The organism is Streptomyces sp. NPDC056231 (assembly GCF_048270745.1).
GTDB lineage: Bacteria > Actinomycetota > Actinomycetes > Streptomycetales > Streptomycetaceae > Streptomyces.
The window spans coordinates 93,837-106,654 of sequence record NZ_JBLVKW010000015.1; the positions used below are offsets into that span (position 1 = coordinate 93,837).

A 12,818-nucleotide genomic window follows, 5' to 3' on the forward strand; every position below is an offset into this window, starting at 1 on the left:
GTCAGTCGGCGGCGCTCATGTGCGCCGCTCCGGTGCGGGCGGCCACCATGAGCTGGCCGAGCGCCAGTCCGCCGTCGTTCGGGGGGACCTTCCGGTGGCGCAGGACGGTGAAGTCGTTCTCGCTCAGCGTCCTGGCGCACCAGGAGGAGAGAAGGGTGTTGGCGAACACGCCACCGGTCAGGGCGACTTCGTGCAGGCCGTGCTGTTCGCGGGCCGAGGTGCACACCTGAAGCACGAGGTCCGCGACGGCCCGGTGGAAGCGTGCGGCGACAAGCGTCGGCGCAGTGCCGGCGCGCACGTCGTCGACGACGGCTGCCATTACCGGCGACGGGTCCATGATCAACCGCTGCCCGTCGGCCGTGCCCGCCGGGCGCAGCGCGAAGCCGTAACCGGGTCCGAGATCCACGGCGGCGCCGACCGCGGCGGCCTCCAGTTCGACAGCGGCCTGGGCCTCGTACCCGGCCCGGTGGCAGACGCCGGCCAGCGAGGAGACGGCGTCGAACAGCCGGCCCATGCTGGAGGTGGGGACGCAGTTGAGGTTTCGCTCCAACTGACGCAGCACCACGCGCCGTTCGTCCGGCGGGCAGGCTGCCGTGCAGGGCAGATCCTCCGCCGCGCCGATGCCGGCCGCGTAAAGATGAGCAAGCGCCATCCGGTAGGGCCGGTGCACGGCGGCATCGCCGCCGGGCAGCGGAACGTACGAGAGGTGCGCGAAGCGGTGGTACGTCTCATAGTCGGCCAGCATGATCTCGCCGCCCCACACCGCACCGTCGTCCCCGTAACCGGTACCGTCGAAGGCGACGCCGATCACTCGGCGGCTGCCGTCCCTTCCGTGCTCGGCCATCGCGGCCGCGATATGCGCGTGGTGGTGCTGTACGCGGACGACCGGCCGGCCGTCGGCCCGGCGCAGGGCCCACTGGCCGGTGCGATAGCGGGGATGCCGGTCGGTGGCCAGGATGCCGGGGCGCACTCCGGTGAGGGTCTCCACGTGCCGTTCGGCACGTTCGAAGGCGTGCTGGGTGGCGAGGTCGTCCATGTCGCCGACATGGGCGGACAGCCAAGCCCGGTGTTCCTCGGCGAGGCAGAAGGTGTTCTTCAGGTCGCCGCCGGTGGCGAGGGTCGCCGGTACCGGATGCGGCAGGGCGAGCGGCAGCGGGGCATAGCCGCGTGAGCGCCGTACGATCAGCCGCTCCCCGTCGCAGACGCGCACGACGGAGTCGTCGCACGGCACATGGATCGGGCGGTCGTGCGTGAGCCACGCGTCGGCGAGGTGGGCCAGTCGCTCCAGCGCCTCGTCGTCATCCGTGACGATCGGTTCACCCGCCACGTTGCCGCTGGTCATGACCAGAAGGCGCGGTCCCGGCGGGTCACCGGGCAGGCCCAGCAGGAGGTGGTGCAGCGGGGTGTACGGGAGCATGACCCCGAGGTCGGGGCTGCCCGGGGCGACCGCGTCGGACGGCCACGGGGTGCCGGGGCCCGGGCGGGCGTCGGCGTGGCGTCGCAGCAGGACGACGGGCCGGACAGCACCGACGAGCAGGGCTCGCTCCTCGCCGCCCAGCTGCACGAGGTGCGCAATGTCGTCGATGCCGCGGGCCATCATGGCGAACGGCTTGTCGCCGCGGGCCTTGCGGCGGCGCAGCAGGGACACCGCGGCGGAGTTCTCGGCATCGCACGCGAGGTGGTAGCCGCCGAGTCCCTTGATCGCGAGGACAGCGCCGTCGGACAGCAGCCGACGGGCTTCCGCGACCGGGTCGCGTCCGGTTGTGGGCTGTGCCGGCAGTGCGCGGTCCGGCTGCCCGACGAGCAGTCGCAGCCGGGGGCCGCAGTCGGGGCAGGCGACCGGCTGTGCATGGAAGCGCCGGTCGGCGGGGTCGGCGTACTCGCGGGCGCAGTCGGCGCACATCGGGAAGCGGGCCATGGTCGTGTGTGCGCGGTCGTACGGCACTCCGGTGACGATGGTGAAGCGGGGCCCGCAGTGCGTACAGGTGATGAAGGGGTGGCGGTGGCGCCGGTCGGCCGGATCGGCCAGTTCGGTGAGGCAGTCGGCACAGGTGGCCACGTCCGGGGATACCAGTGTGCGGGCCGGTCCGCCGGTCCTGGAGTCCTCGATGCTGAAGCGGGATCCGCCGGCGGCGGGGACTTCCCTGTGGTCGACGGAATCCACCAGGGCGAGCGGTGGGGCGTCCGCCGCGATCCGGTCGCAGAACAGGGCCACCGCGGCCGGGGCGCCCTCGACCTCGGCGACGACGCCTTCGGTGGTGTTGGTGACGTGCCCGGCCAACCCGAGCCCGGTGGCGCGGGCGTACAGGTAGGGCCGGAAGCCCACGCCCTGCACGACGCCGCGGACGACGACCCGCCTCCGTTGCACGGCTCCACCGACGGCGGTCCCGGGCTGTGGGGTCGTCACGGGCGCTGCTGCGCCGCGGGGGCGGGTGCTGTCGTCACGACGAGCGGCTCGTCGGGGTGCGCGTGGACGTGCGGGCCGGTGTGCGGGTGATCGTGGGTTCCGAGGTCCGGATGCGTGTGCGTATGCACGCCCGTATGCGTGTGGGTGTGGGTGTGCTGGCTTCCGTGCGTGTGCTGGTGGGACGGGTGCTGCCGGGCCATCACCGGTGTGTGGACCGCGGCGCCTTCCCCGGCGGCCAGGGCCCGGTCGAGGAGCGTGCCCACCCCCTCACCGCGGCGGGCGGCGGTGAGCACCACGTCCACACCGGGGTTGACCTGCTCGACATGGGCGCGGAAGGCGGCCTCGTCGAATCCGACGGCCTGCGCGATGTCGGTCTTGGTGACCACGACAAGCTGGGCCAGTCCGAACGCGGTGGGGTACTTCAGCGGCTTGTCCTCGCCTTCCGTCACGGAGGCGAGGACCACCCTGAGCGTCTCCCCGAGGTCGTACGAAGCGGGGCAGACCAGGTTGCCGACGTTCTCGACAAAGAGGATCCGGGTCCCGTCGGGCAGCCAGTCGTCGATGTGACGGCCCAGCATCCCGGCCTCCAGATGGCAGAGTCCGTCGGTCAGCACCTGCTTGACCGGGACTCCTGACCGGGCCAGGCGGACCGCGTCGTTCTCGGTGGCGAGGTCGGCGGTGAGCGCGGCGACCGGCACTCCCCTCTCCCGGGCCCGGCCGAGTTCGCGTTCCAGCAGTTCGGTCTTGCCGCTGCCGGGGCTGGAGAGCAGGTTGACGACGATGGTGCCGCGCGCCGTGAGCGCGGCTCGCAGGCTGCGTGCCGTCGCGTCGTTCTTGGCGAGTACCGCCTGCTGCAGGTCGACTTCACGGCACATCGTTCAGCGCTCCTGGGAGATCGTTTCGCGGGTGTGTTCGTGTTCGGGTCCGTCCTGCCAGTGCACGCTGACGATCTGCAGCTCGCGCCCCGACAGGAGTTCGGCGGTCGGCTCGCCGCAGGCCGGACAGCACAGCCGGGGTGGCATGCCGACCGCCCACTCGTCCGCGCAGGGCTCGCACCGCGCGCGGGCCGCCACCGGTTCGACGACGAGTTCGGCGCCTTCCAGAACGGTCCCGGCGCAGGCGAGTCCGAAGCAGAAGGACAGGGCGTCGGGAACGACTCCGGCCAGTTCGCCGACCTGAAGCCGGACGGACTCGACCGAGGCGGCTCCGCCTGCCCGAGCCGCCTCCTCCACCTGGTCGACGACGGCCATGGCGATCGACATCTCATGCATTGCGTCTCCGTCCTGCCGTGCGTCATTACAGCGGCGGGTGACGGGGGCCGGCGGACCGGCTCGCCGGTACCCGTACGGCACATACACCATTCGGTGCAGCCAGGGGCCGGTACCGGGCGGCGGGCGCCGTCACATGCAGCGCATCCGCAGATAGCGCTTGACGTCGGGCAGGACCTGCGCGGCGACGGCGACGAGAGCGGCGGCGGTCAGGCCGAGGATGAGGGTCTTTTTCATGGGGGTGAGTTCCTTCTGCTCAGTTCATGACGGGACCGGCCGGCGCCCGCTGGGCGGCGGCCTCGTGGTCTTCTTCCTGTACGAGGTCCAGGACCATCCGTACGGCCTGTGGCACTGCTGCGGCAGCGGGGGCGCTCAGTCCGATCCCTTCGTCGACGTTGTCGGGTTCGCAGCCGATGACGAGCGTGCGCCTCGGCGGTACGGCTCCGGTGCCCGCGCACAGGGTGCCGAGGAGTGCCAGGACGGCGTCGGGGGACATCCGGTGGCCGTCGAGCAGTGCGTTCTGCGGCTCGACGGCGCCCGGTTCGTCGACCTCGATCAGGTACAGGGTTCCGGGGGCGCCGCCGCGCTCCGTGGCGTCGATCAGGACGAGCGTGTCGTATCCGTCGAGGACCTGGTAGGCGAGGTGCACCCCCCGTACGCCGATGTCGACCACCTCGAGGTGGTCCGGGAGGCGGTGCGAGGACAGTGCGCGCACCGCCTCGACGCCGAAGCCGTCGTCGCCGAGGAAGATGTTCCCGATCCCGGCGATCAGGGTTCTCGGACGTTCCTGCGCGGGGGCGTTCACGCATCCTCCAGGGGGGTGATCTCGTCCGGCTGGAAGTACAGGAAGCGCCCCTGCTCACGGCGGATGTCCGCGCCCGGGTCGCCTTCGACGGTGACCGCGAGGTGCACTCCCCCGTCGACGTCGTGGAGCACTGCTTCGACCTGTGCGCTGCGGCCCTTGAGGAACAGGTCCTGGGCGTCGGTGCGCCGCAGTCCCGGTCGCAGAAGGACGCGGCTGCCCACGCCCACGGACCGGCCGTCCACCAGGATCCGGTCCCGGGCCGGGTCGGCCGTGTCGTCGCTCGCGGGGTCCCACCACGGGGTGTCGGGGCGGAGCACACCGCGGACGTCGATGAGGTCGACGTCTTCCGGGAGGGTGGTCTGGACGGCGGGCGGAGACGGGTCGGGTCCGGTGATCTCGCGCAGGGCCCGCACCGCGCCGTGCAGCCGCTCCAGGACCTCGGGGGGCATCGAATCGGCCAGGTCGACGACCGCGGCAGCCCGGGCGTCGGTGCCTCGGGCCTCGCGCTTCTCCTGGTCGGTCAGGGCTGCCGTGCGCAGGGCGAGGATCTCGTCGATCTCGGTGGCGTCGTACAGCGCTCCCGGGCTCTCGGGGGCGATGGCCGGATGGTCCTCCAGGATGATCGGGGACGACAGCATCAGGTCCGCGCGCCCGGGTTCCCCGGCGAGCACCGGCCAGGTGTGCAGGTTGCGGCAGGCCGCGACCGCGCCCTTCGCCCACTCGGGCGGGTCCGTCATCGACAGGAACGAGCCCGCGCTGATCCCCATCAGGAGGTGGGAGGCGACCAGCGACCGTGGGAGCGCGGCGTCCCGGTCGGCCTCGGCGGAGTCGGGCGTCCAGGTGCTGGTGTTCTCGACCACGGCGGTGAGCCGCACGACCCGGTAGGGTCCGTCGAGTTCGCGGGCGGACAGCCGCACCACGCCGCTGATCACCTCGCAGCGACGGACCAGGCGTCCCACCGTCCGCCCGTCCGCGTCCAGGACGGGTTCCGTCTCCTCGCGGGCGGGCCTGGTGAAGGGCACAGTGACACCGTCCCCGGCCAGTTCGGCGACGTCGACGACCACTTCGACGCGTTCCTCGGCGCCCTCGTCCCAGGGGACCAGCACCCGGTCGGCGAGCTCGAGTTCAGCCACGTCCTCGAACGTGCCGTCGTCGCGGGCCTGTTGAACCGTGCGCCGCTGGGCGTGCAGAAACCGTGCTTCGACGGCGAGCGTCGCACCGGGCTTCGGCTCCATCAGGCACTCGGTGTGCTGGAAGTCGTGCTCCTCGCGGTCCGTGCCCCAGCCGGGGGGCACGAGCACCCCGAACTGCCAGCGGAGCCGGTTCTTGGCTGCGGAGGCCCGGTACGGGTAGAGCACATAGCCCTCGAAGAGGACGGTGTCGGCCACCTGCCGTGCGGTGGCGAACCGGGACTCCAGTGCGGGCGTGAGGAGGGATGAGGTCAAGGCGCCGTCCTCTCGGTGACGCGGGGCAGTACGGCCCGGTGCACCGGGCGCTCAGGGGACCGCGAGGGTGGAGTACCTGCGGCTCCGGCCAGGTCGATCAGGGCCTGGACGGTCGCCTCCCAGGACGGCAGGGCCTGCCGCGAGCGGAATGCGAGCAGCGCGTTCATGGTGTCGCGCGGCAGCCGGATCCAGCCGCAGCCCGGGAAGTGCTGCTCGATCATGTCCTTCCACACCGCCACCGGCATCCGGAAGGGCGCCTCGCGGTCCCAGGGAATCGGCTCGACGTGGAAGCCGCCGTCCCCGGTGAAGGCGGTGCCGGAGAAGAGCAGGAGGAGCGGCACCTCACCGTCCTGGAGCGCGTCGAAGTACCGGGTCGCGGCGATGTCCAGGTCGTAGGTGCAGGGCACGACGAGGTCCACCTCGGTCTCCGTGGTGAAGGACGGAACCGTGAGGGAGACCTGGGCGAACTGCAGCGGCTGGAGCGTATTTCCCCAGCGTGAACGGTCGCCGAAGAGGTCGTGCAGTCCGTCCGCCTCGCCCTGCTCGTAGCCCCGCCGGGCCGGTTCGACACGGATCTGGCAGCGCAGCGCGAGGGCGTGCACCCGCGCTTCTGCGGACGCGGTGATGCGCAGCCGGAAGACCAGCGTGGGGCCCGCCGCGTACGGGTCGGTGCGGACTCCGGCGCAGGTGAAGGCGAATTCCGTCACCGCGGGTGCCCCTTCCTCTGGGCCCGGGCCCGTCCCTCGACGTGCGCGAAGAACGCCTGGAGATCGGCTCTCGCTTCAGCGCCGCCGTCGAAGCCCTGCCACAGCAGGCGCATGCGTCCCACCAGCTCGTAACAGATGTCGATCGGTACGAGGTAGCACTCGGCCCGGCCCTCCGTGCGGCGCATCAGCAGGGCCTCGACATCGGGTTCGAGGAGGGTGGCGAGGCGACTGGCGCCCAGCACGGTCTGCCAGGTCTCCGGGTCGAGTTCGCTCTCGGTGGCTCCGGCCGGGCTCGGGTAGAGCGCGACCAGCCGGTCCAGCGCCGCATTGCGGAAGAAGAACGCGACGCCGACCGGGATCTGCAGAAGCTCCCACGCACCGTCGTCGAGACGGTGGTCCGCATCGGACAGATAGCGGTCCGGGACCGTTCTGAAGCGTCCGTGGGCTGCGCCGGGCCGCTCGAACAGCAGGGCGCACGGGGTACACGCACAGGCCAGCGCACGCTTCTCGGTGTCCACGAGATGCCGGTGACCGCCCTCGGTCACGGGCACGCCGCACAGCTCGCACCGTTCCTGCCGGGGTCCCGGCGGCGCGGCGAATCTGCGCAGGCCTCGGGTGCGGGCAGCGGGCGCCGGGCGACGCTCGGCCCTGGTCGGGGGGGCGTTCACGGTGCCGTCGCGGCAACGGTCGTGCCGGCTCCGGCAGTTCCGGCCGGCGGGCGGGTGCCGATCTGGAGCAGGGGTGGCTCCCGGTCGACGGTCACCGGCTCCATCACCACCTGCTCCACTTCCGGTACGAAGCAGGCCAGCGCGTCCTCGACGCTGCGCTGCGTCGCCGCGCCCGTGCTCGGGCAGCCGCAGCCACCACCGTCACCGGCCCCGGCCGAGGAGCGCAGCCGCAGGATGCCGGTCTCCTCGTCGAAGCCGACGACCTCGACGGGGTCACGTACGGAGTCCAGGGCGCGCGCGATGCGCTTGCCGGTGTCCTCCGGGTGCAGATCATGCAGGGCCAGCAGGCTCGACACGAGTTCGTCGTCGAGCAGCGCGGCAAGCGGTCCGTCGCCGGTTCCGCGGTCCGCCGGGGTGCCGAGGCGGCCCACGATCCGGGCCAGGCCGGCGCCGTAGAAGTCCATCAGGACCCGCACCAACTCCTCTGCTGCGGCGCACACTTCCTGGTCGCCGTTGGCGCTCAGGCGGTCGAGCAGGTCCTCGACCCGCTGCCCGGCCTGCACGGCGTCGAGGGCCCTCGGCGGTGCGACGGCCATCGCTGCGGCGCTCATCCGGCCAGTCCGCTCAGCCCGGTGGGGACGTGCATCTGCTTGACGGTCTTGCCGTCGCCCACATACATGTGGACGCCGCACGGCAGGCAGGGGTCGAAGCTGCGGACGGTCCGCATGATGTCGATGCCCTTGAAATTCTCCGGGGTGTTCTCCTCGAAGATCGGTGTGTTCTGCACCGCGTCCTCGTAGGGGCCGGGGGTGCCGAACGTGTCCCGCGTGCTGGCGTTCCACGGGGTGGGCGGGTAGGGGTGGTAGTTGGCGATCTTGCCGTCCCTGATCACCATGTGATGGGAGAGCACGCCGCGTACGGCCTCCGTGAAGCCGACACCGATGCTCTCGTCCGGCACGTCGAACTTCTCCCAGGTCTGGGTGCGTCCGGCACGGACCTCCTCGAGCCCCTTCTCGGCACAGTGCAGCGCGATCGCGGCGGCGTACGCCTGGAAGTAGGTGCGAGCGCGGTTGCGTTCCAGCGCGTTGCTCCACTTCGGGATCTTCCACTCGAAGGTGGTCTCGGGCTTGGTCATGGTGCGCGGCAGGTTGATGACGACGCTGTGACCGGTGGCCTTCACATAGCCGACGTCGACAAGCCCGGACAACGCGGTGGACCAGAGTCGGGCGAGGGGGCCGCCACCGGTGTCCAGGGGCAGGTGGTCCTTGCCGTCGAACCAGCGGGGCGACATCACCCAGCTGTACTTGTCGTCGAAGTTCCGCTTCTGCGGGGCGGGGATCGTGTGCTGGTTCCACGGATGGCGGGGGTCCACCGGGTTGCCCAGCGGGTCGTGGGTGACGAACTGCTCCTTGCCCTCCCAGTCGTCGTAGTACGAACTGCCGAGCAGGATCCGGATGCCGAGGTTGATCTCGGTGAGGTCGTTGGTGACCAGTTTGCCGTCCACGATCACGCCGGGGGTGACGAACATCTTCCGTCCCCAGTCGGTCATGTTGGCGTACGTGAAGTCGCAGTGTTCCGGGTCATTGAGCGCTCCCCAGCAACCGAGCAGAACCCGCCGGCGGCCGACCTCCTCGTACCCGGGCAGCGCCTCGTAGAAGAAGTCGAACAGGTCGTCGTGCAGGGGAACAACCCGCTTCATGAACTCCACGTACCGCATGAGGCGGCTGAGGTAGTCCGTGAAGAGCTGGACGGACGCGACCGTTCCGACGCCGCCCGGGTAGAGCGTGGAGGGGTGCACATGGCGCCCTTCCATCAGGCAGAACATCTCCCGTGTGTAGCGGCTCACTTGAAGGGCCTCGCGGTAGAACTCCCCCTCGATGGGGTTGAGGGAGCGCATGATGTCGGCGATCGTGCGGTAGCCGTGCTCCCCGGCGTGCGGCGACTCGGTGCGCTCGGCGAGCTCCAGGACTCCGGGGTTGGTCTCGCGGACCATCTTCTCGCAGTAGTCGACCCCGACCAGGTTCTCCTGGAAGATGTTGTGGTCGAACATGTACTCCGCCGACTCACCCAGGTTGATGATCCACTCACCGAGGTTCGGCGGCTTCACCCCGTAGGCCATGTTCTGCGTGTACACGGAACATGTGGCGTGGTTGTCGCCGCAGATCCCACAGATGCGGCTGGTGATGAAGTGGGCGTCCCGGGGGTCCTTGCCCCGCATGAAGACGCTGTAGCCACGGAAGACCGACGAGGTGCTGTAGCACTCCGCGACCTGCTTCTGCTTGAAGTCGATCTTCGTGTGGATGCCGAGACTGCCTACGATCCGGGTGATCGGATCCCAGGCCATCTCGACGAGGCCACTGCCGTCGCCGGCCGCCTTCGTCGTGGGTGCCATTGTGTGTGCCATGACCCTTCTGGGGAGTGGGAGTTGATGGAGGAGGGAGCTGGGCGGAATCGGGACGTTCACCGATCGCGGGGTGCGGGGCACCCGGCAGACGCCGCGCCCGTCACCGGGGCGTTCGGTATCCGGTGGTGAGCTTGGAGCCCTTGTGACGCCACCTCGGTTCCTTGTCCACGGTCTTCGCCGTGATCGACCGGAGCCTGCGGACCACCGCCCCGTACGCTTCGCTGGCGGCGCTGGAGACCTTGCCGCCGGGCGGTTCGTCCATGAACGGCATGAACTTGTCGGGGAATCCGGGCATGGTGCAGGCGATACAGATGCCGCCGACGTTCGGGCAGCCGCCGATGCCGTTCATCCAGCCGCGCTTGGGTACGTTGCACTTGACGACGGGACCCCAGCAGCCCAGCTTGACCAGGCATTTCGGCGAGTCGTAGGTGGTGGCGAACTCGCCCTGCTCGTAGTAACCGCCCCGGTCGCACCCCTCGTGCACGGTGGCTCCGAAGAGCCAGGCCGGGCGCAGCTTGTCGTCCAGCGGAATCATCGGCGCGGATCCCACCGCCTGGTAGAGCAGGTAGGTAAGGGTCTCCGAGAAGTTGTCCGGTTGGATCGGGCATCCGGGCACGCACACGATCGGGATACCGGCCTTCGAGGTCCAGTCCCAGCCCAGGTAGTCGGGTACGCCCATGGCGCCGGTCGGGTTGCCGGCCATCGCATGGATGCCGCCGTAGGTGGCGCAGGTGCCGATGGCGACGACCGCCAGGGCCTTCGGCGCCAGCCGGTCAATCCACTCACTGGTGGTGATCGGCTGGCCGGTCTCGGGGTTGTCGCCGAAGCCGCACCAGTAACCCTCCTGCTTGATCGACTCGTTGGGGATGGATCCCTCGATGACCAGCACGAAGGGATCGAGCTCGCCGCGTTCGCCCTTGAAGAACCATTCGATGAAGGTGTCCGCGCCGCCTACCGGACCACTGTCGAAGTCGATCAGGGGCCAGTGGACCTGGATCTTGGGCAGCCCGGGCAGCACACCGAGCACGATCTCCTCGATGCTGGGCTGCATCGCCGCGGTCAGCGACACCGAGTCGCCGTCACAGCTCAGCCCCGCATTGATCCAGAGGATGTGGATCGGGGACTCCTCGTCGGCGGCCGCACCTTCTGCCCGGGCGCCGACCGTGTTCGCTGTTGCTGCACCCATGGGGATGCCTCCTTGGAGAGCTATGCAATGAATGCCCGCTTTTCGGCGTTCATGTCCAGCTAACAGCCAGCCGGCCCGGGTACTGCGCCGAGCGCGGCCGTTGCGGTGACATTGCGGTCCCGGCCGGCGGAAGGATCCGCCATGCGCGTGCCGGGAACGCCGGTGCCGAGGTGGTGCGGAGTCCGGGCCGGGGGTTCCTTGCGCACGAAGGCGCGGCGCAGCGAGTGGTAGGGCGCGTCCGGGTCGAAGAAGATGGACCGCATCGCAGCCAGTTCCTCCCGCCGGTGGACGGCCAGCGGCTTGACCGCCTCCTGACGCTCCAGCGCCGGCTTCTTCTGGGCGATCCGGGCCTGTACGTCCGTCGACGAGGCCAGCCGGACGGCCAGTCGGAGGGCCTCGCCGGGGAAGTCCCGGGGCGGGCAGGCGACCGTCCGGTCCACCAGGCCGAGCCGTTCGGCGGACTCGGCGCCGAGCGGCAGCGCTTCGTGGACGAGCCGTTCGGCGACCTCGGGGCCCACTCGGTGCGGCAGAGTGCGGGTCCAGTACTCCGAGCCGGACAGCCCCATCAGCCGGTAGTGCGGGTTGAGGACCGATCCCTTGCGGCACCAGACCTCGTCGGCGGCCAGGGCGAGCATCGCTCCTCCGGCTGCGGCGTTGCCGCCCACGGCGGCGATCACCAGCCGGTCTGTGGTGGTCAGCACGGCCTGCACCAGGTCGTTCATGGCGTTGATGTTGGCCCAGGACTCCTCGGCGGGGTCGGCCGCCGCCTCGATGACGCCCAGGTGGATGCCGTTGGAGAAGAAGTCCCGGCCGCTGCCCAGCACCAGGACCGAGGTGGGCCGGGAGCAGGCGGTCCGGTAGGCGTCCAGGAGGCGCGTGCAGTGTGCGGTGCTCATCGCCCCGCCGGGGAACGAGAACGTGAGATGCCCGACGGCGCCGGTCTCCTCGTAGCGGATGTCGGTCCAGGTTCCGCGGCGCCCGGGTGCGTCCGGCGGGACCGGGTCCTCGGGCAGCGAAGGCAATCGGTCGCCGAGCGCCAGGACAGCGGGGAGTTTGAGTGGGGCGGGCCCTCCCGGCCGCCGCCTGGCCCGAAGCTCCGGGATCCATACGGCGCCGTCGGGCGTCGCCCGGCAGATCGCACCGGCCCGCGTGGCGAGCAGCTCTCCGGGGCGGCCGCGCAGCCGGTCCTCGGGGTGTCCCCCGTGCAGGAACCACTCGCCGCCGAGCAGTTCGTCCAGTACACCGGGGTGCGAGTCGGCTGCGCGCAACTTGCGCAGCACGGTCCGCGTGGAGTCGGACCGCCAGTCGATCCGCCGGAGTTCCTGGCGGAAGTACGGCCGGGTGCCGCCCGTGGCCCGTGTGCCGTCCTGGGGTCGGGGGCTGTACGTCCCCGAGGCGAACCGGTCGACGGCGAGCAGTACGGCCGTGAGCGCCGCATCGGAGACCTCGTTGCGGTACAGGTCGCTCTTGCCGACCGGTGGTACGGAGAACCCGACCGATGCCCAGACGTCTCCGGCGTCCATCTCCTCGTCGGCCTGCAGAACCGTCACACCCCAGCGGCTGACGCCCTCGTGGATCGCCCAGTCGAGCGAGGACGGACCGCGGTCGCCGACAGGTCCCGGGTGGACGATGAGGCACGTGTGCGCCGACCACACGTCCCGCGGGATGGCCGTCCTGAGCATCGGAGCCACGATCAGTTCGGGGGCGAACCGCCGGACCGCGTCCCGCAGATGACCCTCGGAGAGGGCGAGTTCGACCGCCACGCTGTGGCCGCGGTCCCGCAGCTCGGCGTGGACGCGCTGAGTGAGGCTGTTGAACGCGCTCGCGACGAGCAGGATGTGCACGGCGGACTCCCAGCGGTTCTGCGGCACCCGGCCGGAGCGGGTCCGGCCGGGTGCAAGCCTCGGACACGGGAAACGGGCTCCGTG

12 protein-coding genes are annotated in these 12,818 nt (G+C 70.7%); all 12 read right to left on the reverse strand.

The window, feature by feature from the left end; all coding sequences use genetic code 11:
* Position 1: 1 nt before the first annotated feature.
* Complete coding sequence (gene hypF, locus ACNPQM_RS15100; protein ID WP_418084383.1) at positions 2 to 2,407, reverse strand: carbamoyltransferase HypF; 2,406 nt, start codon at positions 2,405 to 2,407, stop codon at positions 2 to 4.
* Positions 2,404 to 3,282 (reverse strand): hydrogenase nickel incorporation protein HypB, encoded by an 879-nt coding sequence (hypB, locus tag ACNPQM_RS15105; RefSeq protein ID WP_418084384.1) that lies wholly within the window; start codon positions 3,280 to 3,282, stop codon positions 2,404 to 2,406. Before hypB ends, hypF begins: the two co-directional genes overlap by 4 nt.
* A gap of 3 nt (positions 3,283 to 3,285) precedes the next feature.
* A complete protein-coding gene (gene hypA, locus ACNPQM_RS15110; protein WP_418084385.1) occupies positions 3,286 to 3,678 on the reverse strand; it encodes a hydrogenase maturation nickel metallochaperone HypA in 393 nt (130 codons plus the stop codon).
* Between the two features lie 129 nt (positions 3,679 to 3,807).
* Positions 3,808 to 3,912 carry a DUF6893 family small protein gene (locus tag ACNPQM_RS15115; RefSeq protein ID WP_418084386.1) on the reverse strand — a complete coding sequence of 35 codons (105 nt, stop codon included), beginning with the start codon at positions 3,910 to 3,912 and terminating at the stop codon, positions 3,808 to 3,810.
* A gap of 19 nt (positions 3,913 to 3,931) precedes the next feature.
* Positions 3,932 to 4,480, reverse strand: coding sequence for a hydrogenase maturation protease (locus tag ACNPQM_RS15120; protein WP_418084387.1), 549 nt, complete (start codon positions 4,478 to 4,480; stop codon positions 3,932 to 3,934).
* Entirely contained in the window at positions 4,477 to 5,925 is a 1,449-nt protein-coding gene (locus ACNPQM_RS15125) for a hypothetical protein (RefSeq protein WP_418084388.1), read from the reverse strand. The genes ACNPQM_RS15120 and ACNPQM_RS15125 overlap by 4 nt, the downstream gene beginning before the upstream one ends.
* Positions 5,922 to 6,632, reverse strand: a complete 711-nt coding sequence (locus tag ACNPQM_RS15130) for a DUF6084 family protein (protein WP_358859250.1) — start codon at positions 6,630 to 6,632, stop codon at positions 5,922 to 5,924. The genes ACNPQM_RS15125 and ACNPQM_RS15130 overlap by 4 nt, the downstream gene beginning before the upstream one ends.
* Positions 6,629 to 7,300: a DUF5947 family protein gene (locus ACNPQM_RS15135; protein ID WP_418084389.1), complete on the reverse strand. Its 672-nt coding sequence runs from the start codon at positions 7,298 to 7,300 to the stop codon at positions 6,629 to 6,631. Before ACNPQM_RS15135 ends, ACNPQM_RS15130 begins: the two co-directional genes overlap by 4 nt.
* A complete protein-coding gene (locus ACNPQM_RS15140) occupies positions 7,297 to 7,911 on the reverse strand; it encodes a hypothetical protein (protein WP_418084390.1) in 615 nt (204 codons plus the stop codon). Before ACNPQM_RS15140 ends, ACNPQM_RS15135 begins: the two co-directional genes overlap by 4 nt.
* Positions 7,908 to 9,692: a nickel-dependent hydrogenase large subunit gene (locus tag ACNPQM_RS15145; protein ID WP_418084424.1), complete on the reverse strand. Its 1,785-nt coding sequence runs from the start codon at positions 9,690 to 9,692 to the stop codon at positions 7,908 to 7,910. Before ACNPQM_RS15145 ends, ACNPQM_RS15140 begins: the two co-directional genes overlap by 4 nt.
* Positions 9,693 to 9,804: 112 nt before the next feature.
* On the reverse strand, positions 9,805 to 10,890 hold the full coding sequence (locus ACNPQM_RS15150; protein ID WP_418084391.1) for a hydrogenase expression protein HypE: 1,086 nt from the start codon (positions 10,888 to 10,890) through the stop codon (positions 9,805 to 9,807).
* Between the two features lie 59 nt (positions 10,891 to 10,949).
* The gene (locus tag ACNPQM_RS15155) at positions 10,950 to 12,734 is read right to left on the reverse strand and encodes an enoyl-CoA hydratase-related protein (protein WP_418084425.1); all 1,785 of its coding nucleotides are present in this window, start codon (positions 12,732 to 12,734) and stop codon (positions 10,950 to 10,952) included.
* Between the last annotated feature and the right edge of the window lie 84 nt (positions 12,735 to 12,818).

Coding starts and splice junctions, on each gene's coding strand:
- hypB (WP_418084384.1), bottom strand. CDS start 3,282: ATGTGCCGTGAAGTCGACCTGCAGCAGGCGGTACTCGCCAAGAACGAC.
- hypA (WP_418084385.1), bottom strand. CDS start 3,678: ATGCATGAGATGTCGATCGCCATGGCCGTCGTCGACCAGGTGGAGGAG.
- ACNPQM_RS15115 (WP_418084386.1), bottom strand. CDS start 3,912: ATGAAAAAGACCCTCATCCTCGGCCTGACCGCCGCCGCTCTCGTCGCC.
- ACNPQM_RS15140 (WP_418084390.1), bottom strand. CDS start 7,911: ATGAGCGCCGCAGCGATGGCCGTCGCACCGCCGAGGGCCCTCGACGCC.
- ACNPQM_RS15145 (WP_418084424.1), bottom strand. CDS start 9,692: ATGGCACCCACGACGAAGGCGGCCGGCGACGGCAGTGGCCTCGTCGAG.
- ACNPQM_RS15150 (WP_418084391.1), bottom strand. CDS start 10,890: ATGGGTGCAGCAACAGCGAACACGGTCGGCGCCCGGGCAGAAGGTGCG.